The organism is Streptomyces longisporus, assembly GCF_039532765.1.
Classification (GTDB): Bacteria; Actinomycetota; Actinomycetes; order Streptomycetales; family Streptomycetaceae; genus Streptomyces; species Streptomyces longisporus.
In genome coordinates, this window is record NZ_BAAASG010000010.1 from 235,781 (window position 1) to 257,923 (window position 22,143).

Here is a 22,143-nt window from a genome sequence, read left to right on the forward strand (position 1 = left end):
GGGTGGGGTCAGCGGGGGTGGAGGCGGGGCCGGGGATACCCCGCCTCCGGTCGGCCGCGAGGAGTAACGGGGAGCCTCGCCGCCCTTGCGCTCCACCGGCTGTGCCCGGGTGCGGCTCCGCCGCGGGGTCGCGATGCGCCGTCTTTCGCCTGTACGTCATGACACCGGCTCCTCAAGTACACGATCCACCGGCACGTCGGCCGTCACCGTCACCGCCGCCGGATCCAGGTCCCGCGGGGTCGGCATCACGCTGCCCGGCAGCTGGACGGCCGCCGCGCCGTGTGCGACCGCCGAGGCGAGGGCCTCCGGGCCGCTGCCGCCGGCGATCAGGAATCCGGCCAGCGAGGAATCACCGGCACCCACATTGCTGCGTACGACGTCCACGCGCGCGCTGCCGTACCAGACGCCCGAGGCGTCCACGAGCAGCTGTCCGTCGGCGCCCAGGCTCGCGAGGACGGCGCGCGCGCCCATCTCGCGCAGCTCCTCGGCCGCCTTCACCGCGTCGCCCACGGTGAACAGCGGGCGTCCGACGGCCTCCGCGAGCTCCTCGGCGTTGGGCTTCACCACATCGGGCCGCTCGCGCAGCGCCTCGAGCAGGGCGGGCCCGGAGGTGTCCAGGGCGATCCGCGCGCCCCCGGCGTGCACCCGGGCGACGACATCGGCGTACCAGGCCGGCCCGAGCCCCCGCGGCAGGCTCCCGCAGCAGGCGATCCAGTCCGCGTCGGGCGACTGCCGGTGCACGGTGTTCAGGAGCAGCTCCTGCTCCTGGGCGGACAGCTCGGGACCGGGAGCGTTGATCTTCGTGAGCACCCCGTCCGCCTCCGCGAGCGCGATGTTCGAGCGGGTGGCCCCGGCGACCGGGACCGGCGCGACCTCGATGCCCTGCGCGTCGAGCAGCTCGGCGACGAGTGCGCCGGGCGCGCCGCCCAGGGGCAGCACCGCGACCGTGCGCTGCCCGGCGGCCGCGACCGCACGCGAGACGTTCACACCCTTGCCACCCGGGTCCATGCGTTCACCGGTGGCGCGGATGACCTCGCCACGGTCGAGCGAGGGGACCTCGTACGTACGGTCCAGGGACGGGTTCGGGGTGACGGTGAGGATCATGCGCACTCGTTTCTCGACACACAGCACTTCCGTGCCGCTCTACACACACAGCACTTCTGTGCCGCCGCGCTCGATGGCGTTGGCGTCTTCCGGGCTCAGACCGCTGTCGGTGATCAGCAGGTCGACGTCGCTCAGGTCGCCGAAGCGGGCGAAGTGCTCCTGGCCGTGCTTGGACGAGTCGGCGAGCAGCACCACCCGGCGGGCCGCGGCGACCGCCGCGCGCTTGACCGCGGCCTCGGCGAGGTCGGGGGTGGTCAGGCCGTGGTCGGCGGAGAAGCCGTTGGCCGCCACGAACAGCACGTCCGCCCGGATCTCGCTGTAGGCACGCAGCGCCCAGGCGTCCACGGCGGCGCGCGTGCGGTGACGTACGCGCCCCCCGACGAGGTGGAGCTGGATGCCGGGGTGGTCCGCGAGGCGGGCCGCGATCGGCAGGCTGTGCGTGACGACGGTGAGGGACGCCTCCAGGGGCAGCGCGGCGGCGAGCCTCGCCACCGTCGTACCGGCGTCCAGGATCACCGTGCCCTCGCCCGGCAGCTCCGAGAGGGCGGCCTTGGCGATGCGGTCCTTCTCGTCGGTGGAGGTGCCCTCGCGCTCGGCGAGATCGGGCTCGAAGTCGAGCCGCCCGGCCGGTATGGCACCGCCGTGCACCCGCCGGACGAGCCCCGCGCGATCGAGGGCCTTCAGGTCCCGGCGGATCGTCTCCGCCGTCACCTGGAACTCCTCGGCCAGCGACACCACGTCCACCCGGCCGCCGTCACGGGCGAGCCGGAGGATCTCCTGCTGCCGCTCCGGTGCGTACATGTCCGTTCACCTCCGACCTCATGCCCGAACTTGTGGTTTCACTCGGAGGCTACGCCCGGATTTCCGGAAAGTAAACAGGTTCGGGCGCCACTCGGACACAAACGGGCATCCATGGCAGCTACCCGAGATCTACGTCGAGATCCGCGCCGAGTCCGTGCCGAGAAGTGAGCAGCCGACTGCGGAAGCCCTGACGGGCTGTCACCCCGTCCGTATCCTGGACGGTGGGACGCAACTTCTTCGGGGGGTGTTGTGGACACGGAGGACCCCAACCCGCTTGCCCGGGCGGACGGCGGTCGCAACTGGCCCATCAATGTGGTCCAGGCGCTGCTCGCCTCGCCCAAGCTCGCGGACGGTCTGACCCGGGCGCTGTTGTTCGAGCTGGTCGGGGCGGAGCTGGAGCAGCCGCTGGAGGCGGCGGACCGGCCGAGCCTGATGCGCGAGTTCCTGGAGCTGGTGCGGTACTGCGAGGAGCAGCAGGGTGGTCTGATGGCGTTGGCGCACGCGGTGGAGCAGATCGAGGGCCCGGGCTGGACCTCCCATGTGGTGGGCGAGCTGGTGCGGCAGCGGCTGGCCCGGGCGCCGTCGGCCGGGGTGAACGGGGCCGCCGTACCGGCGCACCGGCCGATCGACGACCGCCGGGACTTCTTCGTCTCGTACACCGCCGCGGACCGCAGATGGGCCGTGTGGATCTCGTGGCAGCTGGAGAAGGCGGGCTACAGCGTCCTGGTGCAGGAGTGGGACTTCGTCCCGGGCACCAACTGGCTGTTCGGCATGGACGGGGGCGTGACACAGTGCGAGCGCACCATCGCGGTCCTCTCCCCGGCGTATCTGGACTCCGTCTACGGCCGGCTGGAGTGGCAGGCGGTCCAGAACGGCGACCCGGCCGGTCTGCTGCGCAATCTCGTGCCGGTGATGGTCGACCGGTGTGCTCCGCGGGGCCTGCTGGCCTCGGTCGTGTACATCGATCTGTCCTCGCCGGAGCTGGGCGTCGAGTCGGCCCAGGAGCTGCTGCTGGCGGGCGTCGGCGGTGCGCGCACCGGCCGCTCCAAACCCACCGTGGCACCCCCGTTCCCCCGCTCGGAGGGGCCGCGTTGACGGAGGCGGGCGGCGAGGACCGCACCGCCTCCCGGATACGCCACCGGATCGGCGCGAAGACGGTGCGCACGCTGATCGACATGCGTGCGCTGGGCACTGCCGAGGGGCGCGCCGAGCTGGTCGCCGCGGTGGGCCGGGAGACCGGGCGTCCGCTCGTGACGCGGGACGAGGACACCGTGGCCGAGCAGTTCCTGGACGTGTTCCGGCGCTGCTCCGCGGCCCCGGACGGGCTGTCGGTGCTGGCGGGCGTGCTGCACGGCATGGATCCGTACTGTCCGCAGGTGTTCGCCGTACAGCGGCTCGCCGACGAGTGGACCGCGGTGGGCTCACTGGAGGGGCTGGCGGTCCTCGGGTCCTGGCGGTATCTCGCCGAGGCGCTGACCCCGCTGCAGCCGCTGCCGTACCCGTACAAGATGCGGTCCGCCCTGGTCTGGCTCGCCACCGGTAAGCGGCTGAGCGAGCCGCCGCCGCACGCCGAGAACCCGTGGCACGACTTCCTCTACCTCGCCGGGCAGAACACCGCGCCCGGTGAGCTGCCCCCGTGGATGCTCCACCTGGACGTGTGCGCCCCGTACATGAGCCGGGAGCTCAGCGAGGAGGTGATGGCCCGCAACCGGCACTGGTCGCTGGGCCTTGGCCTGTCCGAGCTGCTGGACGAGGAGCGCAACCGGGCGCGCGGGGCGTCGGTGTCCGGGGTGGCCCGGCAGCTGAGGCGGTATCTGGCCATCCGTATCGAGACGGACCCGCTGAACAACACCCAGTACAACGTGTTCCCCTCGCACATGTCGGACGGGCCGGGCCGCGGCTGGGTGCAGGGGCAGCCGCGGCACCAGGTGCCGGTGGAACAGCTGGAGGACGTGGTCGGCTCGATCGTCCGGCAGACCGAGCGGCACCGGCGGGCGGGGCCCGCCGGTGCGGCCGAACCGGCGCCGCTCTTCCTGGAGTTCGTGCTGCCGTTCGAACTGCTGAACCTGCCGGTGGAGTGGTGGCCGCACGACTGGGACTGGGCCTCGCAGATGACGTCGGCGAGCGAGTTCTCGGTGGTCATCCGCAGCCTGGACCGCCTGCAGACCCGGGAGTGGCACGAGTTCTGGAACACCCGCTGGCAGCAGCTCGGCGCGGACGAGCCGCCCTCACGCTCGGTCTGCTACGCGGCCGACACCCGGGCCCGGTCCCATGCGCCGCACGCCCTGGAGCAGCGTCTGGGCGAGGACGAGCACCTGGTCGCCCTGGTGCTGAGCGAACCGCCGCTGACCGGCACCGGGCACGGCAGCGAGGAGCTGCACACCGCCCTGCGCATGGGGCTGCCGGTGGTGATCTGGAACCGGGCCGACCGGGCCACGTCGGGGCTGCGGGAGGTCCTGGACGAGTTGCTCCGCGGCGGCCTGAAGCGGTTCCCGGCCAGAGTCGACGCCTATCGCCGCGAGGCCGCGGGCCACGACGGCGAGGCCGCCGCCACCGGCCGCAACGGCCACATCGGCCGCCATCTGACGGTCCTGTGGGACGACGCCGAACGCAACCCGATGGATCCGGACCCGGCCTGATCGCGGGCGGGGGCACGTGCACAGCCGTACGACCGGAGAGGACACCGCTGATGTCGCCGACCGCCGAGCCCTGGGGCGTCTACCGAGGAACCGGCCTGCCCGGCTCCTCGGCCACAGGCCCCTGGCCGGAGCCGCCACCCTGGCGCCGGTTCCACAACGGCCCCTGCCTGCCCGCGCCGCCCGAGGACCCGTACGCCTCGTCCGTGCTCGGCGACGGAACGAAGCCGCTGCCGGCCGCCCCGGGTGAGGCCGAGCGGGTCAACGCGGCGCTGGCGCTGTGCCGTCCCCTGCTGGTGACCGGCGAGCCCGGCACCGGCAGGTCGGCACTCGCGTACCGGATCAGCCGGGAACTGGATCTCGGCCGCGTGCTGCGCTGGCGCATCACCAGCGTGTCCACGCTCCGGGAGGGCCTCTACGACGGGGCCGGCCGGCTCGGCCCGCTGGGCACCGCCTTCCTGCCGTACCGCAGACCACGGGTGCTGCTCCTCGACCGGCTGGACCGGGCGGAGATCGCGCTGCCGGAGGACCTGTGCACGGTGCTCGACGCGGGCGGGTTCACGGTGCCCGGGGCTCCCGCGCACGTGGCGACCGACGACGACGCTCAGGCCGCGGTGGCGCTGCGCGGCGGCGCCGTACAGTGTCACGCCTTCCCCCTCGTGGTGATCACCACCGGCGGCGACCGCGACGTATCGCCTGCGCTGGCCGAACAGTGCGTGCCGTTGACGCTGGCGCGGCCGGACCGGGCGGCACTGCAGGCCATCGCGGCCGCGCGCTTCCCGCAGGGCCTCGCCGAGGACGTCCTGACCGCCTTCCTGGACCGGGCCGAGGCGGCCCGGGGGGCGGTGGTGGGGCGGCTTCTCGATGCGCTGCATCTGGCTTCGCAGGGTGCGGTGGCCGCCCTCGCGGAGGGCCGCAGTTGGCAGGAGGCGCTGGACGCGGTGTGGGCTTGGACGGAAGCATGAGCGAGCCGCTAGTTGCGCCGGTTTGCGGCTCCGCCGCGGGGGCTCGGTATGCCGTCTGTCTGCGGCGCCGTCGTGGCTTGTCGCGCCCCGCGGCGGAGCCGCTGATCGACACAGCCCCGCGCCCCTTTGGGGCGCTGCCGGCAACGGAGGTCTGCGAACCATGACCCCACCCCCCACCTGGCCCCCGCTGCCCCCCGAGCTGCCCGACGCACTCCTCCGCACCGGCACAGCTCTACCGCGGCCTGCCGGGCGCCCGGCAGGAGCCCGCTGGGAGGTGGCCGTGATAGCCGACTCCGGGCCCACCATGGGGATCTGGGAGCCGACGGTGCGGGAGTTCATCCGTGCGCTGCACCGTACCGGGTGCTTCGGGCGGATCACCGTGCACCGGCTCCCGTACGGGGGTGGAAGGGCTCCGGCCTCGCTGCCGCAGCAGGGTGCGGCGGGGCGGTTGACTCTGCTGCTCACCGATGGTGCGGGAGCGCACTGGCGTGACCACGGGGTGGAGCCCCTGCTGCGGCGCTGGGCGCAGGCCGGGCCGGTCTGTCTGATCCATCTCCTGCCGCATCCGGTGTGGCCGGTGACGGGTCTGCGGGGCTGGCAGGTGCAGCTGCGCTCCCCCGCCCCGGGAGCGCCCAACAACCGGCTGCGCTGGCGGGCCCGCGGTCTGGGCCCCGACCCGTACGACCTGCCGCAGGCGCCGGGGCGGCCCGACGTACCGGTCCCCGTCCTCGAGCTGTCCGCCCGCTGGCTGGACGCCTGGTCGAGCCTGCTGGGCGGGGCACCGCCGCGCTGGCTGCCGCTCACCGTGACCTTCCCCCGCGCGCATGTGCCCGCCCCTCCCGAGCCGGACCCGCTGCAGCAGGACGCCCCGGCGCTGGTGGCCCGGCTGCGGTCGGCCGCGCCCCAGCAGGTGTTCACGCTGGCCACCATGCTCGCCGCGATCCCCCTCACCGACCCGCTGGTCCGGCAGGTGCAGGACGCGCTGCTGCCCGGCAGCTCGCTCACGGACTTCGCGCTGCTGCTCGCGCAGGGGATCGTCCGCCCGGCCGACCGCGCGTTCCCGGCCTACGAGTTCGCGCCCGGCGTACGCGAGGAGCTGCTGGCCGCCGGACGCCGTACCGACCTGGTCCGGGTTGCCGAACTGGTGGGGGATCGCCGGGGACCGGGCGGGGAACACTTGTGGCGACTGCCCCGGCTGCTGCGCGGCGAGTCCGTGTCCCAAGTCCCTTCCGTGGACGCGGAGTCCGGTCCGTGGCTGCTGGCGGAAAGCGCCGTGCTCCACGCCCTGTCCGGGCCGTTCCTGAAACCGGCCGGAGAGGTGGACGAGGCGGTCGCGGGCCTCCGGGAGGAGCCTGCGCCGCACTCGTCCCGCACCAGCACCACCGCACCGTTCACACCCAGCGACCCCGTCGCCCGCACCCCGGGCGACGCCGACCACCCGACGCATCAGGGGAACAGGAGGCCGGTGATGCCAGAGCAGGCCCCGGCGCACACGGCGGGTACCGAGCGCACCCGGAACACCCCCACGGTCTGGGGGAACATCCCGCCGCGCAACCCGAACTTCACCGGCCGCAAGGACCTCCTGGAGGCCCTCCACCAGCGGCTGCTGCAGGAGAAGACCACGGCCGTCCTGCCGCACGCCCTGCACGGCATGGGAGGCGTCGGCAAGAGTCTGCTGGCGGTGGAGTACCTGTATCGCCGGATGTCCGAGTACGACGTGGTGTGGTGGATCTCCGCCGAGCGCACCGCGCAGATCTCCCTGTCCCTGGTCGAACTCGCCCCGCGCCTCGGCATCACCGCAGGCAGCGACGCCTCCTCGACGGTCGCGGCCGTCCTGGAGGCGCTGCGCATCGGACGCCCGTACGCCAACTGGCTGTTGGTGTTCGACAACGCCGAAAGCCCGGAGGCGGTACGGGCGTTCTTCCCGGCGGGCGGCCCCGGCAACATCCTCATCACCTCCCGCAACCCCCAATGGGCCTCCATCGCCCGCCCGTTGGAGGTCGACGTCTTCCTCCGCGAGGAGAGCAAGCAGCTGCTGCGGCTGCGCGGTCCGGAGATCAGCGACGAGGACGCCGACCGGCTGGCCCAGGCGCTGGGCGACCTGCCGCTGGCCATCGAGCAGGCGGCCGCCTGGCATGCGGAGACCGGCATGCTGGTCGACGAATACCTGCGCCTGCTGACCGAGAAACGCGTGGACCTGCTACGCGGCACCGCCCCGCTGGACAACCAGCATCCGGTCATCGCGGCCTGGAACATCTCCCTGGACCAGCTGGAGACCAAGAACCCGGCCGCCTACCAGCTCCTCCAGGTCTGCTCCTTCTACGCCCCCGAGCCCATCGCCCGCTCCCTCTTCGCTCGTATGCCACGCGGTTCGATCGCACCGGAACTGGACCTCGCCCTGGAGGACCCGATCCGGCTCGGCCAGGTCATACGGGAGATAGGACGCTACTCACTGGCCCGCTTCAACCACCGCAACAACTCCCTCCAGATGCACCGCCTGGTCCAGGCCGCGCTGCTGTACCGGATGACGGAGGAGGACCGGTCGACGATGCGGCGGGGGGCGCATCTGCTGCTGGCGGCGAGCGATCCCAACGACCCGGACAACGTGCTGCGCTGGGACCGGTACGGCGCGCTCTACCCGCATGTCCTCGTCTCCGACGCCGCCCAGTCCGACGAGGGCTGGGTGCGCAACCTCGTCGTCAACGAGGTCATCTACCTCCTGCGGTTCGGTGACTACCAGCCCTGCCTGGAACTCGCCCGCACCGCGCACGAGACCTGGTCCGCAAAACTCGGCCAGGACCACCCCCAGACCCTCCAGGTGGCCCGCTGGCTGGGCTTCCTGCTCTTCAGTCTGGGCCGCTACCGGGAGGCCGGCGAGCTGAACTCGGCCACCCTGGAGGCCTACCGGCGCACCATCGGCCCCGACGCCCAGGACACCGCCGACGCCCTCGGCAACGTCGCCATCGACCACCGCGTACGCGGCGCCTTCAGCGAGGCCCTCAGCCTCTCGGAATCCGTCCACCAGCAATACTTACGGCTGCTGGGCCCCGACGACCCCGAAACCCTGCGGGCCGCCCACAACCTCGGCGTCAGCCTGCGTCTCGTCGGCGACTTCGGCCGCGCCCGCGACCTCGACCAGCAGACCTGGAACGGGTACACCGAGATCTACGGCCAGGACCATGTGCTCTCGCTGCTCAGCTGGCTCGGCTTCATCCTCGACACCCGGGAACTGGGCGAGTACGCCGTCGCGCTGACGTACCACCGAGAGCTCGTCGACCGGTGCAACTCGCTGCTGGGCAGCACCAACCCGCTCAGTCTCTCCTGCTACCGCCATCTCGCGGTGGCCCTGCGCAAGGCCGGCGAGCACCGGGAGGCGAGGGAGACGGCCGAGCAGGCCCGCACCGACCTCATCCACCGGTACGGCACCGACAACCCCGAGTCCATGGCCGCCACCCTGGAGTTGTCGGTGCATCTGCGGCACAGCGGCGACCTCCCGGAGGCGCTGCGGCTGGGCACCGAGATCTGCGAGCAGTACGAGAAGACGTACGGCAAACACCATGCGCACGCCCTGTCGGCCGCGCTGAACCTGGCGATCACCTACCGGCTGCTGGGCAACGCGGCGGCCTCCCAGTACATCAACTCACTGGTGCTGGAGGAGTTCACGGCGACGCTGGGCGAGATGCATCCGTCGACCCTGGTGTGCCGCACCAACCTCGCCAGCGACCACTACGCCCTCGGTGACCCGGCCACCGCCCACGAACTGGACACCGAGACCCTGCGCCGCTCCCGTGACGTCTTCGACGACGATCACCCCTCGACCCTCGCCTGTGCCGCCAATCTCGCCATGGATCTGCGCGCCCTCGGCCGCACCGAGGAGGCGGCCACGCTCCATACCGACACCCAGGAACGTCTCAGCCGCAAGCTGGGCAGCAGCCACCCTGCGGTGCGGCTGGCCGCCGACTGGGAACACCGGGCCGACTGCGACATCGACCCCATGCCGTTGTGACCGGGGCTTGGTCGTCGGCTGTCCGCGGCTGCATTGGGGCTGGTCGCGCCCACGCGGCGGAGCCGCACATCGATGCAGCCCCGCGCCCCTAAAGGGGCGCCAGCCAGTGCGCCAGTGCCACGGGATCCGGAGGTTCCGGCAACAAGCGGCTGACGGCTACGGCCACTTCGGGGCGGCTGGTCAGGGCGGCTCCGGCGGCCTTCTCACCCGTCCGGGTCAGTGCCAGGCCCAGGCCTGCCCAGGCTGCGGGTCTGGCGCCGGGGAGTGCCAGTTCTTCGGCGTAGAGCTTGACGGCGGTTTGTGCGTCGCCTGCCACCAGGGCCAGGTCGGCCGCGGCGGCGCCGGGGATCTGGGCGGCGGGGTCGGCGTCGGCGAGCAGCCTTGCGTACTCCGAGGGGTCGACGAGGCTGAGGCGGGACAGCAGTGCCAGGGTGTCGAGCCGGCAGGCGCCGGGGTCCGTGCGCAGTTCGGGCTCCGGCACCGGCCCGAGAGGGGCGCCCGAATCGTCGACGGCCTCCCGGTGGCCGTGCTGCCAGGCCTGCGCCAGGGCCTGTGCGTAGGGCTTGGGGGTGTGCAGGTGGTGGGCGCGCCAGGTCGCGTGGTGGTGGGCGGACGCCAGCCGGGCGAGGTTCTGCTCGTGCCGCCCCACGGGCTCCGCGCTCCAGGGTGCCGTCTGCTCCGTGAGCGCCTCGCAGAGCCGGTGCCCGAGCGGGGTCAGCAGCGGGTGGTCCCGAAGGGTGGTGAGCACCTGGTCCAGGGCGTCCCGCAACAGTGCGAACTCGAAGCCCGCGAGGCCCTCCTCGCCTCGCGCCCGCCAGTACCGCGCGACCCCCGAGAAGGCGTACGCCCCGTGCACCAGCCCGCCGAGCGGACGCGGATCGTCCCGCCAGGGGGCGTAGAACAGGTCACCGCAGTCCTCGAAGAGCGGGGCGAGGAAGATGAGGCCGTTGAGCAGCGTGTGCCGGAACTCATGGATGAGGGCCACACCGAGCTGGGCGGGCAGCACCGCTGTGTCCTCGTCGGGTTCCGTCAGCAGTACGCAGCCGAAGGCGTCGCTGGAGGAGGCGGTGCGCCCGCGCAGGCGTTCCCGGTGGGGCAGCGGGACGAGGGACAGCAGCCCGGCGGAGAGCGCGCGGGCGTCGGCCCGGTGGTCGGCCACCAGAAGGGGCCACATGGCCAAGATCCAGCGCTGCCAGTCGGCGAACTGCTCGGGCGCCAGCCGCCGCGAGGCGGCCAGCCCGGACACCGCCGGGTAGGGGCCGAGGTCGTCGATCGCGAGCGTGAGGGTCAGGCCTTCGGCCGTGGCACGCAGCCGGCGCAGCCCCTGCCAGCCGGGCGCCTCGCGTTCGGGGTCCTCCGGCAGCGTCACCGCCGTAGCGTCCCCGACGACCCTCACCACACCGTCCTGCGCCCGCACCTCGGCGGTTCCCCAGCGCTCGGCGGTGTCCAGACGCGCACGCCCCAGGCAGGGCAGGAACACGGCTGAGTCCCGCACCGGGACCCGCACCCGGAAGGGGGCGCCCGCCATGATCGACACGGTGGCCGCGAACTGGGCGAGGAACCCCAGCTCCACCCACAGCGGCACGTCCTGCGCGCGCTCGTCCCGCTCGGCCCGGGACAGCCGCCGGAACAGGGCGGCCGCCCACAGGCCGACCTGTGGATCGAGCAGTACGGCGCGAACGGCCTCGGGGGCCCGCTTCTCGACGCTCTCCAGCAGCCGCCAAGCCTCCTCGACCCCGGCGGTCTCGGCCTCGGGGGTCCCGGCGCACGAGTCCAGGATTCCCCGCATGAGCAGCAGCCGGCGGCTGTACTCCACGTCCAGGAGCACGGCGACCGCCGTGTCGTCCTCGGTGGTGGCCAGCAGGGACCGCAGGACGGACACGGAGAGCTGGTGATGGTGCATCGGCACGACTTCCTCGTTCCCGGCCGGGGGTGACGTGCCGTGAAATTTAACCGCTCGGGCCCTGGACGGAGACTGTGTTGCCAATTCTTTCGGGGACTCCCGCAGGACCGGGCGGCAACTAGCTACCGCTGCTGCCACCGATGGTGGAGAGCGGTTGGTTGACGCAGCGCCTCAGATGCTTGACGGAGGATTCCAGAACCATGCTGTCCAGGCTGCTGAGCTCTCCGAGGGAGAGCCCCGAGAGGTCGGGAAGCCAGCTGGACATGGCCGTTTCCGACGCTGCCGCCTCGGATGGAGTGGCCTGATTCCTCGATGCCATGACGTCCCGTCGCTTCCCGGATGAACACGTGTCGAGGACACCCTGCTACACAACACCCCGCCCCTGCAAAGACTCTAGGGACAGGGTGTCAGGTCCGCTACCGGACAGGAGCCAGATTCTCCTCGCGAGCGGCAGCGTCCCGGGTGCTCCCGGCGTGCAGCTCGGCCGTTCCGGCCTGCTCCACCGGCGCCTGCGCCTCCCCCGCCCGCTTCGGCAGGGCGAACATCAATACGAAGATGGCCCCCATCACCGCGGCGACCCATCCGAGTGCGTGCTGGAAGGCGTTCACGAACGCCGGGCCCACCTCGGACCGGGTCAGCCGGTCACCGATCTCCCCGAAGAACACCACCGAGACCAGCCCGAGCCCCAGCGCGTTCCCCATCTGCTGCACGGTGTTGATGAGCCCCGACGCCGAGCCGGCGTGCTCGCGCGGCACGTCCGACAGCACCGCGTCCGTCAGCGGGGCGACGATCAGGCCCATGCCGACGCCCATCACGATCAGGGGCAGCGCCATCTGCCAGGAGGCGATGGCGAGGCCGTAGCGGCCGGACTCCCAGATGTAGAGCAGGACGCCTACGGCCATGAGCAGCGCGCCCGCCTGGAGCACCTTGCGGCCGAAGCGCGGCACCAGCTTCTGCACGGACAGACCGGCTGCCGTGGAGACGGAGATCGAGAACGGCACCCCGGTCAGCCCCGCCCGCAGCGGGCTCCAGCCCAGACCGGTCTGCATGTACAGCGTCCACACCAGGAAGAACACCCCGAGCGCGATTCCGAAGACGGTCTGCACCGCGATACCGGCCGCGAAGCTCTTCACCCGGAACAGCGAGAGCTCCACCAGCGGAGACCCGTCCCGTACGGCCTTGCGCCTCTCGTACGCCACCAGCACCGCGAAGACGACGAGCGCGCCGGCCATCGAGACATACCCCCACAGCGGCCAGCCCAGCTCACGGCCGCGGGTCAGCGGGTAGAGCAGCATCGTCAGACCGAGGGTGACGAGAGCCACCCCGACCAGGTCCAGCCTCAGCGCCCGCGGTGCCTTCGACTCGGTGATGAAGCGGCTGCCGAGCACCAGGCCCGCGATACCGACCGGAAGGTTGATGAGGAAGATCGGCCGCCACTCCAAGCCCCACAGGTTCCACTCCGTCAGCAGCGCGCCGAGCAGCGGGCCCGAGACGGCCCCGAGCCCCACGATCGCGCCGAACAGGCCGAACACCTTGCCCCGCTCGTGGGCCGGGAAGGTGGCGTGCACGATCGACAGCACCTGCGGCACCATCATCGCCGCCATGCCGCCCTGCAGGATCCGGGAGGCGACCAGCATCTGAGGGTTGGCGGCGAAGCCGCACAGCGCGGAGGCGAGGGTGAAGCCACCGATGCCGACGAGGAACAGCCGCTTGCGGCCATGGATGTCGCCGAGCCGCCCGCCGGTGATCAGCCCCGCGGCGAAGGCGAGCGCGTAGCCGGCGGTGATCCACTGGATCTGGCTGACGGAGGCGCCGGCGTCCCGCTGGATCGACGGGATCGCGATGTTGACGATCGTGACGTCGACGAGGTCCATGAAGGCCGCGGTCATCACGATGGCGAGGGCGAACCAGCGCCTGCGGTCGCCGGAGGCGGGAACGGATGGGGTCTCGGTGGAGGTCATACCCCGAAGCTAGACCCCTAGTAGGTCAGATCGTGTCCTACTTCTGCGGCATGCTCTCACCATGACGACGGACACCCCGGCCCGACTCCTCCAACTCCTCTCGCTCCTCCAGACTCCCCGCGAATGGCCCGGCGGCGAGCTCGCCGAGCGGCTGGGCGTGTCGCGGCGCACGGTGCGGCGGGACATCGACCGGCTGCGCGAACTCGGCTATCCGGTGCAGGCGACCCTGGGCGCCGAGGGCGGCTACCGCCTGGTCGCGGGCAAGGCGATGCCGCCGCTGGTGCTCGACGACGAGGAGGCCGTGGCGATCGCGGTCGGACTGCGGGCGGGTGCCGGGCACGCCCTGGAGGGCGTGGACGAGGCCTCCGTACGGGCCCTGGCCAAGCTGGAACAGGTGCTGCCCTCCCGCCTGCGCCACCGCGTCTCCACGCTCCAGGCCGCGACCACGCCGCTGACCAGCGGGGACGGGGCGAGCATCGCACCCGAGACGCTGACCGTCATGGCGTCCACGGTGGCCGGGCACGAGCGCCTGCGCTTCGCCTACCGCGCCGGTGACGGCACCGAGTCCCGACGCCTGACGGAGCCGTACCGCCTCGTCTCGACCGGCCGCCGCTGGTACCTCGTCGCCTACGACCTCGACCGCGCCGACTGGCGCACCTTCCGCGTCGACCGCGTGAGCGACCCCTTCGCGACCGGCGCCCGGTTCGCCCCGCGGGAGCTGCCGACCGGAAACGCGGCGGAGTTTCTGCGCCGCTCGATGCAACGGCACCAGGAGTCGTACGACTTCGAGGTCACCTTCGCCGCCCCCGCGGAAACCGTCGCGACCCGCATCCCGTCCTGGCTGGGCACCCCGGAACCGCTCGACGACCGCACCTGCCGCCTGCGCGCCCGCACGAGCGACGCGGCGGACTGGCTGGCGGTCCGGCTGGCCCTGCTGGGCCACGAGTTCACGGTACGGGAACCACCCGAACTGGTGGAGAGCGTACGGGAGTTGGGCGGACGGCTGGTGCGGGCGGGGGCGGCTGACACCGCACCCTGAAGGGTCCTCGGCACCCGCCTCACCTCGGGGGGTTACCGAAACGTGACGACCATATGGCAGAGTGTGACGCCGCGGGACACAGATGACGGCGGGCCACCCCAGTGTTCAGGTCTGGGGTGGCCCGCCGTCATGTGTGTCCCGGCGAGATCTCAGCGCGCCCCCGAAAAAGAACCGGGCCCCGGCGCCCGGGGGGAGGGGCGCCGAAGCCCGGCTCAGGAAAGTCCCGCCGCCGGGGGGGATGTGCGTCGGGACTTGGTCCGGTGGTTGCAGTGGTCCGGTCGTTCAGGGGGCGGGATGCTGCCGCCGAACTCCTGTGCCCTGAAGTCTTGTTCCCTGCGTTCTGACGGTTGAAGCGGCATTGGACCGCCATGTTTGCGCGGTCTTTCGCCACCCGGCGTGCGCGGCCTCAGGCGCGTACACCACCCGGCTCTCACCGTGTGCCGTACGCGCCCCCGTGACCGCTCGTCAAGCCGCCGCCTCGAAGCCCGTGTCGCGGGCCAGCTTCTTCAGCTCCAGCAGGGCGTGCTTCTCGATCTGCCGGATCCGCTCCCGGGTCAGACCGTGCTCCTTGCCGACCTCCGTGAGGGTGCGCTCGCGGCCGTCCTCGATGCCGTATCGCATCTTGATGATGGACGCCGTGCGCGGGTCGAGCCGCCCGATGAGGTGGTCGAGTTCCTCGCTGCGGAGCAGGGTGAGGACGGACTGCTCGGGGGAGACCGCCGAGGTGTCCTCGAGCAGGTCGCCGAACTGGGTCTCGCCCTCGTCGTCCACCGACATGTTCAGCGAGACCGGGTCGCGCGCCCAGTCCAGGACGTCGATCACACGCTCCGGGTTCGAGCCGAGCTCTGCGGCGATCTCCGCGGGCTCCGGGTCGCGGCCGTGCTCGCGGTTGAACTCCCGCTGCACACGGCGGATCCGGCCCAGCTCCTCCACCAGGTGGACGGGCAGGCGGATGGTGCGCGACTGGTCCGCGATCGAGCGGGTGATCGCCTGACGGATCCACCAGGTCGCGTATGTCGAGAACTTGAAGCCCTTGCGGTAGTCGAACTTCTCGACCGCCCGCACCAGACCGGCGTTGCCCTCCTGGATCAGGTCGAGCAGGGGCAGACCGCTACGGGGGTAACGGCGCGCCACGGCCACGACCAGGCGGAGGTTGGAGCGGATGAAGACGTCCTTGGCGCGCTCGGCGTCGGCCACGAGGGCCTCGAGCTCCTCGCGGGTGGCCTCGGCCTTGGACTCCTCGTACCCGTCGAGAACCTGTCGCGCGAACACACCCGCCTCGATGATCTGGGACAGCTCGACCTCCTTGGCGGCGTCGAGCAGCGGTGTGCGCGCGATCTCGTCGAGGTACATGCCGACCAGGTCACGGTCGGCGATCTCGCCGGCGTGGGCGCGAACACTGCTTGCCGCGTCGGCCGTCTCGCCGGTGGCGGACTTACGACGGGCGACGGCACGGGTTGCCATGCGTGCTCCCTTGCGATGGTGGGCTGGCGGGTGGTCTCTCAGACGCCGGGCACTCGCCTTCGAGTGCCGCTGAGCACTTTGGTCGGGTGCCCTGCATCCGATGGAAACAACGACTGGAATCCGGACAGAATTCCCAACCCGCCCCCCAATTTTTCTGATCATGCAGTACCCTGTCCGGCCACAGAGGGAGGCCGGAGGGTGTCGGAGCGTACAGAGGTGCAGGTCAGACCGGGAGTCGAGGAGGACCTCGACGCTCTCACCGACATCTACAACCACTACGTACGTGAGACGCCCATCACATTCGATACCGCCGTCTTCACTCCGGAAGAGCGCCGTCCTTGGCTGCTCTCCCACCCTGTAGACGGGCCGCACCGGCTGATGGTTGCCACGGATGCGGACACACAGGAAATTCTGGGCTACGCCACATCCAGCCCTTATCGCGTGAAGCCGGCCTACGGGACGTCGGTCGAGGTCACGGTGTACGTGGCCCCGCACGCTGGCCGGCGCGGCGTCGGCACACTGCTGTACGAGGCGCTCTTCGAGGCCCTGGCGGACGAGGACCTGCACCGCGCCTACGCGGGCATCGCCCAGCCCAACGAAGCGTCCACGCGGCTGCATGAACGCTTCGGGTTCCGCCATGTCGGCACCTACCGGGAAGTGGGCCGGAAGTTCGGCAGGTACTGGGACGTCGCCTGGTACGAGAAGGAGCTGTAGGCCCGCGGGGGCCGCGAGCTCTCAGCCGAACTGCACCGACCGCTTGGCCATGCCCATCCAGAAGCCGTCGATCACGGACTTCTGCGCGTCCAGCTCGCCGGTGACGTCCGCCGCGCCCATGGTCACGAACAGCGGGGCGAAGTGCTCGGTGCGCGGATGGGCGTAGCGGCTGGCCGGGGCCTTGTGCAGGAAGTCCAGCAGGCCGTCCCAGTCCCGGGCCTCCAGCGCCCTGCGACCCCAGTCGTCGAACTCGGAGGACCAGCTCGGCACTCCCCCGCCCGTGTGCCGCAGCGCGGCCAGGTTGTGGGTGAAGAAGCCGGAGCCGACGATCAGCACGCCCTCGTCGCGCAGCGGCGCGAGCTTGCGGCCGATCTCCATCAGCTTCACCGGGTCGAGGGTCGGCATCGAGATCTGCAGGACCGGGATGTCGGCGGCGGGGAACATCTCGACGAGCGGGACATAGGCGCCGTGGTCGAGGCCGCGGTCCGGGATGTCCTGCACGGGTATGCCGGGGGCGCGCAGCAACTTCCGTACGGACTCGGCGAGTTCGGGTGCGCCGGGGGCCTCGTACCTCACCTGGTAGTAGTGCTCGGGGAAACCCCAGAAGTCGTAGACGAGCGGGATGGTCTCCACCGCGCCCAGCGCGAGGGGGGCCTCCTCCCAGTGGGCGGAGACCATGAGGATCGCCTTGGGGCGCGGCAGGTCGGCGGACCAGGCGGCGAGTTCGCCGGGCCAGATCGGGTCGTCCGCGAGCGGCGGCGCACCGTGGCTGAGATAGAGGGCGGGCATGCGCTCCTGAGTGGCGGCGGACATGGCAGTGACTCCCAATACTTGAACTCTCAAACTCCCTGCTTCAGAGCATACGCCCCGTTTGTTTAATATTCAAGGAGCCCTCTCGTACGATGGATACATGAATACGGCACCCACATCCGCTGAAGAAGCAGACGCAGCGGCGAAACCCGCCGGGCAGACCCGCTGGCTCACCGACGACGAGCAGCGCATCTGGCGCTCCTACCTGCACGCCTCCATGCTTCTCGAGGACCATCTCGACCGCCAGCTGCAGCGGGACGCGGGCATGCCGCACATCTACTACGGGCTGCTGGTCGGCCTCGCCGAGGCCCCGGGCCGACGGCTGCGGATGACCGAGCTGGCCATGAAGTCGAAGATCACCCGGTCCCGTCTCTCGCACGCGATCGCGCGGCTGGAGAAGAACGGCTGGGTGCGGCGCGAGGACTGCCCCTCCGACAAGCGGGGGCAGTTCGCGGTGCTGACGGACGCGGGCGCCGAGGTGCTCGGGCGGACCGCGCCGGGCCATGTGACGGCCGTACGGCAGGCGGTGTTCGAGCGGCTCACCCCGCAGCAGCAGGAGGCCCTCGGCGAGATCATGGAGATCGTCGCCGAGGGCCTCCAGCCCAGCGATGCGGGCGCGGACCTGCCCTGGCTCCGCTGAGCCGCTCACTCAGCGAAACCAGGGCAGGCAGGCCCTGCCGGGCCTGGGGGTCGTACGCGGGAGGCGTCCCCTTCCTCTCACGTACGGATGGTTCCGAAGGGGTACCGCCGGGCGGTCGCCGTCAGTGGGCGACCACCGGGACGGCCAGCTCGTCCTCGACGCCCTCCGTCGAGCCCGACACGGTGGTCGAGCCGGGGCTGCCGGCGTTGACGAGGGTGACGACGATCGCGGAGGCCAGCACCAGCATGCCGACGGCGAACCAGATCGCGTTGGTGTAGCCGTGCACCGCGCCCTGCATCTCGACCAGCTGCGCCTGCGACTTGGAGGTCGCGGTCGCGATGTGGTCCTTGATGTACGCCGTCGTCGCGGACGCGGCGATCGTGTTCAGCAGAGCCGTACCGATCGCTCCGCCCACCTGCTGCGAGGTGTTGACCATCGCGGAGGCCACACCGGCGTCACGGGGCTCGACGCCCAGGGTGGCCAGGGACATGGCGGGCATGAACGCCGTACCCATGCCGAGGCCGAGCAGCAGCATCGCCGGCAGGACCAGCGAGGCGTACGACGAGCCGATCTCCAGCTGGGTCAGGAAGAGCATGCCGCCGGCCGCGACCAGGAAGCCGGGGCCCATCAGCGCCCGAGCCGGGACCCGGGTCATCAGCCGGGCGCCGATCTGGGTGGAGCCGACCATCATGCCCGCGATCATCGGCAGGAAGGCGAAACCGGTCTTGATCGGCGAGAAGCCCTTGATGACCTGCAGGTAGTAGGTCAGGAAGAGGAACGTGCCGAACATCGCGATGATCGCGATACCGAGCGAGAGGTAGATGCCGCCCCGGTTGCGGTCGGTCACCACACGCAGCGGCAGCAGCGGCGCCTTGACCTTCGCCTCGGTGACCACGAAGGCGATCAGCAGGACGGCCGACGCGACGAACAGGGAGACGGTGGTGGTGTCGCCCCAGCCGTCGGACTCGGCGCGAGTGAAGCCGTAGACGAGCGAGACCAGGCCGAGGGTGGACAGCAGCACACCCGGGATGTCGAGCGGGTTGCGGTTGCGGCCGCCCTCCGGCTCACGGATGACGAAGTACGCGCCGAGCGCGGCGATCACGGCGAACGGGATGTTCACGAAGAACGTCCAGCGCCAGTCCAGGTACTCGGTGAGCACGCCGCCGAGGATGAAGCCGACGGCGCCACCGCCACCGGCGATCGCACCGTAGATGCCGAACGCCTTGGCGCGCTCCTTGGCGTCGGTGAACATCACCGCGAGCAGGGAGAGCGCGGCGGGCGCGAGCAGCGCGCCGAAGACGCCCTGCAGGGCACGGGCGCCGAACATCATGGCTCCGGTGGTGGCGGCTCCGCCCAGCGCGGAGGCGGCGGCGAAGCCGACGAGGCCGACGACGAAGGCGCGCTTGCGGCCCCACAGGTCGGCGATCCGGCCGCCGAACAGGAGCAGACCGCCGAAGGCGAGGGCGTAGGCCGTGACGACCCACTGCCGGTTGCCGTCCGAGATGCCCAGGTCGGTCTGGGCGGACGGCAGGGCGATGTTCACGATGGTCGCGTCCAGCACGACCATCAGCTGGGCGAGCGCTATGAAGACGAGCGCTTTCCAGCGGTTGGCGTCGCCGGTGTTCTCGACGGCGCCTGGAGCCTTTGAGGCTGTTGCAGACATGGAGGTACCCACTTCGGGACTTCGTGACGGAAAAAGGTGTCGTAACGGGGACGGCTCGCCTACCTGGACGGCCGGTGAGTTTCGAGAGTGTCGACTCTCCTGACTCTCTTGGAGTCCTGAACTAATCGGTGCAGGGCCGGCGCAGATCCTCCACGGTCACGGGCGTGCCCGGCAGGACCGAGCGGGCCGGGGCCCGCAGTCCGTCCAGGAACAGCTGCAGATGGCGGTGTACGAAGCGGTCGTTGACGAGGCAGTCGGTGCCGGCCGGGGGCCGGCTGAGCTGCGCCACGACGATCATGAGGTCCCCGACGGCGACGTCGGGGCGGAGCTGGCCGGCCTCCTTGGCGCGATCCATCAGCTCGTTCACGGTCTGCTCGACCCGCTCACGGGCCGCTTCGAGATCGGGATGGTTCTTGTCGAAGGTGCTCTGGACCATCGGGCACAGGGCGCTGATCCGCTCGTCTGCGGCGGTGTGCACAAAGCGCTCGAGCGCCTCGAAGGCGTCCCCGGTCTCGGCGAGCGCGAGCTCGGCCGCCTCCGACGTCCGGTCCATGACGGAGCAGACGACCTCGCGGACGAGTGCGTCGCGGTCGGGGAAGTTGCGGTACACCGTGGCGTTGCCCACGCCGGCCCTGCGGGCGATCTCGTCGAGCGGCACCTCGGGGCCGAACTCGGTGAACATCTCCCGGGCGGCGGCGACGATCCGCTCCCGGTTGCGCAGGGCGTCGGCGCGCGGCCGGGCCACCTTGCGCTGCGGGGCCTTCGCGGTCGTCGTGGCGGTCACGGTGTGCTCCTCGGTGAGAGTTGCTGCGAGTAGTCGATGGTGCTGCGAACAGTCAGTGGCGCTGCGAATGATCGCTGGTGCTGCGATCCGGGGAAGCACTCCCCGTTTCGCTCGGACACCTGACTAAACGGGGAGACGCTCCCCGGTTATTTCAGGTTGACGAAGAGATTTGATGTGACCTGACTCACATCCACCTCTCCTCGAAACCCCACGTTCGGGCTCCTCCAGCGCGCGCCCGCGCAGCCCCCGAATCAGGGTGATCGAAAGGGCGCAGTCCGATGCCGCCGGCTGCCATGGACGAAGGACGCGTGCATGCAGCTCTGCCGTGGGATACGTCCACGCCGCGCGGCCGCCCTCGCGTCCGTGACCGCCCTGACCTTCGCGGTCAGCACCTCGGCCGGCACCGGACATCTGACGGCGCCCTCCACGGCCGCCGGAGCGGGCCCGATCGCCCCGGCCCGCAGCGCCGTACTCAACCCTTGCATGATTAGAGGCGGCCACGCCGTCCAGCTGTCGGAGGGCGTCCCGACCGGCGCCGGCTACTCCCGCTCCACGGGCACCGTCCACGCCCTGACCCTGATGGTCGACTTCTCCGACGCACCCGGCCCCGGCAACGCCCTCGACCGCTTCCACGAGTTCTTCCCGAAGACCCGCCAGTGGTTCCGCACCGCCTCCTACGGCCGCCTGGACTACCGCCCCGAGACCCCCATCCGGCACTGGCTGCGCATGCCGAAGCCGTTCAAGGCGTACGGCATAGAACGCGGCGCCCCCTTCGACTCCGGCTACCGCGAGCTCGTCCAGGACATCGTGAGCGCCGCCGACCCCAAGGTGAACTTCCAGGACTACGACTTCCTGAACGTGCTGGTGACCCCGAACGCCGGCCCGTCCGCCCTGGACACGGTCCTGTCGGTGACCTTCGCCGGCAACACGGAGGCACCGGTCGCCGACGGCGTGCCCGTCGCCAACGTCTCCTTCGTCTACTCCCGCCAGGACGACGGCTCCGGCTCCTACGGCCGGACCGGCTACCGGGTGCTGCCGCACGAGAACGGCCATGTCTTCGGCCTGCCCGACCTGTACACCCAGGCCGGCGGCGGCGCGGTCGGGCACTGGGACATCATGAGCGAGGACTGGGGGGCCGACAACGACCTGCTCGGCTGGCACAAGTGGAAGCTCGGCTGGCTGGACCCGTCCCAGGTCAGCTGCGCCTCACGGCACGGCACCACCGAGCACACGCTCACCCCGCTGGAGCGCGCGGGCGGCCCGAAGCTGGTCTTCGTACCGCTCAGCAGCCGTGCCGGGTACGCCGTGGAGGTACGCACCCGCGCCGGCAACGACGAGGCCGTGTGCCGCCCGGGCGTACTGATCTACAAGGTAGACGCGGCCGTCGACACCGGCATGGGACCGGTGAAGGTCTACGACTCCCGGCGCGACAGCGGCGGCTGCACCCGCAGCCCCAACGTGCACGCGGAACTCTCGGACGCCCCCTTCACCCCCGGCGAGGTCTTCAAGGACCCGAAGCGCGGGATCCGCATCACGGTGGCGGGGACGGAGGGCTCCGGAAGCTCGCGCAGCTACCGGGTGCTGGTGACCCGGCGGTGAGCGGCCCGCGATGCAGCGGGGTCCTCCGCATTACGGTAGGCATGCCCCGACCGC

Annotated in this window: 16 protein-coding genes; 8 read left to right on the top strand and 8 right to left on the bottom strand. The window is 71.3% G+C overall.

Annotated features, from left to right (window positions below; all coding sequences use genetic code 11):
- Positions 1-156: 156 nt before the first annotated feature.
- Complete coding sequence (gene pfkB, locus ABD355_RS22170) at positions 157-1,104, bottom strand: 1-phosphofructokinase (RefSeq protein ID WP_344402267.1); 948 nt, start codon at positions 1,102-1,104, stop codon at positions 157-159.
- Between the two features lie 39 nt (positions 1,105-1,143).
- The gene (locus tag ABD355_RS22175; protein ID WP_344402269.1) at positions 1,144-1,905 is read right to left on the bottom strand and encodes a DeoR/GlpR family DNA-binding transcription regulator; all 762 of its coding nucleotides are present in this window, start codon (positions 1,903-1,905) and stop codon (positions 1,144-1,146) included.
- A 249-nt stretch (positions 1,906-2,154) separates the two neighbouring features.
- Here ABD355_RS22175 and ABD355_RS22180 point away from each other — a divergent pair, with 249 nt between their 5' ends.
- From ABD355_RS22180 to fxsT, 4 genes are all read left to right on the top strand, one after another.
- A complete protein-coding gene (locus ABD355_RS22180; RefSeq protein WP_344402270.1) occupies positions 2,155-3,000 on the top strand; it encodes a toll/interleukin-1 receptor domain-containing protein in 846 nt (281 codons plus the stop codon).
- Positions 2,997-4,544: a VMAP-C domain-containing protein gene (locus tag ABD355_RS22185; RefSeq protein ID WP_344402271.1), complete on the top strand. Its 1,548-nt coding sequence runs from the start codon at positions 2,997-2,999 to the stop codon at positions 4,542-4,544. Before ABD355_RS22180 ends, ABD355_RS22185 begins: the two co-directional genes overlap by 4 nt.
- Before the next feature lie 50 nt (positions 4,545-4,594).
- A complete protein-coding gene (locus tag ABD355_RS22190; RefSeq protein ID WP_344402272.1) occupies positions 4,595-5,506 on the top strand; it encodes a MoxR family ATPase in 912 nt (303 codons plus the stop codon).
- Positions 5,507-5,666: 160 nt separating this feature from the next.
- Complete coding sequence (fxsT, locus tag ABD355_RS22195; RefSeq protein ID WP_344402273.1) at positions 5,667-9,512, top strand: FxSxx-COOH system tetratricopeptide repeat protein; 3,846 nt, start codon at positions 5,667-5,669, stop codon at positions 9,510-9,512.
- Positions 9,513-9,600: 88 nt separating this feature from the next.
- Here fxsT and ABD355_RS22200 read toward each other — a convergent pair whose 3' ends face one another.
- Complete coding sequence (locus tag ABD355_RS22200) at positions 9,601-11,415, bottom strand: HEXXH motif domain-containing protein (RefSeq protein WP_344402274.1); 1,815 nt, start codon at positions 11,413-11,415, stop codon at positions 9,601-9,603.
- A gap of 416 nt (positions 11,416-11,831) precedes the next feature.
- Positions 11,832-13,376, bottom strand: a complete 1,545-nt coding sequence (locus tag ABD355_RS22205) for an MFS transporter (protein ID WP_344402276.1) — start codon at positions 13,374-13,376, stop codon at positions 11,832-11,834.
- Between the two features lie 61 nt (positions 13,377-13,437).
- On the opposite strand from ABD355_RS22205, the gene ABD355_RS22210 reads away from it, so the two are divergent.
- Positions 13,438-14,415: a helix-turn-helix transcriptional regulator gene (locus tag ABD355_RS22210; RefSeq protein ID WP_344402277.1), complete on the top strand. Its 978-nt coding sequence runs from the start codon at positions 13,438-13,440 to the stop codon at positions 14,413-14,415.
- A gap of 465 nt (positions 14,416-14,880) precedes the next feature.
- On the opposite strand, the gene ABD355_RS22215 is transcribed toward ABD355_RS22210, so the two are convergent.
- Positions 14,881-15,879, bottom strand: coding sequence for a sigma-70 family RNA polymerase sigma factor (locus ABD355_RS22215; RefSeq protein ID WP_344402279.1), 999 nt, complete (start codon positions 15,877-15,879; stop codon positions 14,881-14,883).
- A 198-nt stretch (positions 15,880-16,077) separates the two neighbouring features.
- On the opposite strand from ABD355_RS22215, the gene ABD355_RS22220 reads away from it, so the two are divergent.
- Positions 16,078-16,593 carry a GNAT family N-acetyltransferase gene (locus ABD355_RS22220; protein WP_344402280.1) on the top strand — a complete coding sequence of 172 codons (516 nt, stop codon included), beginning with the start codon at positions 16,078-16,080 and terminating at the stop codon, positions 16,591-16,593.
- Between the two features lie 21 nt (positions 16,594-16,614).
- Here ABD355_RS22220 and ABD355_RS22225 read toward each other — a convergent pair whose 3' ends face one another.
- Entirely contained in the window at positions 16,615-17,406 is a 792-nt protein-coding gene (locus ABD355_RS22225) for a dioxygenase family protein (RefSeq protein ID WP_344402282.1), read from the bottom strand.
- A gap of 97 nt (positions 17,407-17,503) precedes the next feature.
- Here ABD355_RS22225 and ABD355_RS22230 point away from each other — a divergent pair, with 97 nt between their 5' ends.
- The gene (locus ABD355_RS22230; RefSeq protein ID WP_344402283.1) at positions 17,504-18,043 is read left to right on the top strand and encodes a MarR family winged helix-turn-helix transcriptional regulator; all 540 of its coding nucleotides are present in this window, start codon (positions 17,504-17,506) and stop codon (positions 18,041-18,043) included.
- Between the two features lie 121 nt (positions 18,044-18,164).
- Here the strand turns inward: ABD355_RS22230 and ABD355_RS22235 are convergent, their stop codons facing one another.
- Together ABD355_RS22235 and ABD355_RS22240 are read right to left on the bottom strand one after the other, a co-directional pair.
- A complete protein-coding gene (locus ABD355_RS22235) occupies positions 18,165-19,706 on the bottom strand; it encodes an MFS transporter (protein WP_344402285.1) in 1,542 nt (513 codons plus the stop codon).
- Between the two features lie 121 nt (positions 19,707-19,827).
- On the bottom strand, positions 19,828-20,490 hold the full coding sequence (locus tag ABD355_RS22240; protein ID WP_344402287.1) for a TetR/AcrR family transcriptional regulator: 663 nt from the start codon (positions 20,488-20,490) through the stop codon (positions 19,828-19,830).
- A 312-nt stretch (positions 20,491-20,802) separates the two neighbouring features.
- Between ABD355_RS22240 and ABD355_RS22245 the strand changes: the two genes are divergently transcribed.
- Positions 20,803-22,089: a M6 family metalloprotease domain-containing protein gene (locus ABD355_RS22245; protein ID WP_344402288.1), complete on the top strand. Its 1,287-nt coding sequence runs from the start codon at positions 20,803-20,805 to the stop codon at positions 22,087-22,089.
- The last annotated feature ends 54 nt before the right edge of the window (positions 22,090-22,143 follow it).

Excerpts from the sequence above, each read along its gene's own strand:
- ABD355_RS22230 (WP_344402283.1), top strand. The coding sequence starts at position 17,504 with ATGAATACGGCACCCACATCCGCTGAAGAAGCAGACGCAGCGGCGAAA.
- fxsT (WP_344402273.1), top strand. The coding sequence starts at position 5,667 with ATGACCCCACCCCCCACCTGGCCCCCGCTGCCCCCCGAGCTGCCCGAC.
- ABD355_RS22205 (WP_344402276.1), bottom strand. The coding sequence starts at position 13,376 with ATGACCTCCACCGAGACCCCATCCGTTCCCGCCTCCGGCGACCGCAGG.
- ABD355_RS22190 (WP_344402272.1), top strand. The coding sequence starts at position 4,595 with ATGTCGCCGACCGCCGAGCCCTGGGGCGTCTACCGAGGAACCGGCCTG.
- ABD355_RS22175 (WP_344402269.1), bottom strand. The coding sequence starts at position 1,905 with ATGTACGCACCGGAGCGGCAGCAGGAGATCCTCCGGCTCGCCCGTGAC.
- ABD355_RS22235 (WP_344402285.1), bottom strand. The coding sequence starts at position 19,706 with ATGTCTGCAACAGCCTCAAAGGCTCCAGGCGCCGTCGAGAACACCGGC.
- pfkB (WP_344402267.1), bottom strand. The coding sequence starts at position 1,104 with ATGATCCTCACCGTCACCCCGAACCCGTCCCTGGACCGTACGTACGAG.
- ABD355_RS22200 (WP_344402274.1), bottom strand. The coding sequence starts at position 11,415 with ATGCACCATCACCAGCTCTCCGTGTCCGTCCTGCGGTCCCTGCTGGCC.
- ABD355_RS22215 (WP_344402279.1), bottom strand. The coding sequence starts at position 15,879 with ATGGCAACCCGTGCCGTCGCCCGTCGTAAGTCCGCCACCGGCGAGACG.
- ABD355_RS22225 (WP_344402282.1), bottom strand. The coding sequence starts at position 17,406 with ATGTCCGCCGCCACTCAGGAGCGCATGCCCGCCCTCTATCTCAGCCAC.
- ABD355_RS22210 (WP_344402277.1), top strand. The coding sequence starts at position 13,438 with ATGACGACGGACACCCCGGCCCGACTCCTCCAACTCCTCTCGCTCCTC.
- ABD355_RS22245 (WP_344402288.1), top strand. The coding sequence starts at position 20,803 with ATGCAGCTCTGCCGTGGGATACGTCCACGCCGCGCGGCCGCCCTCGCG.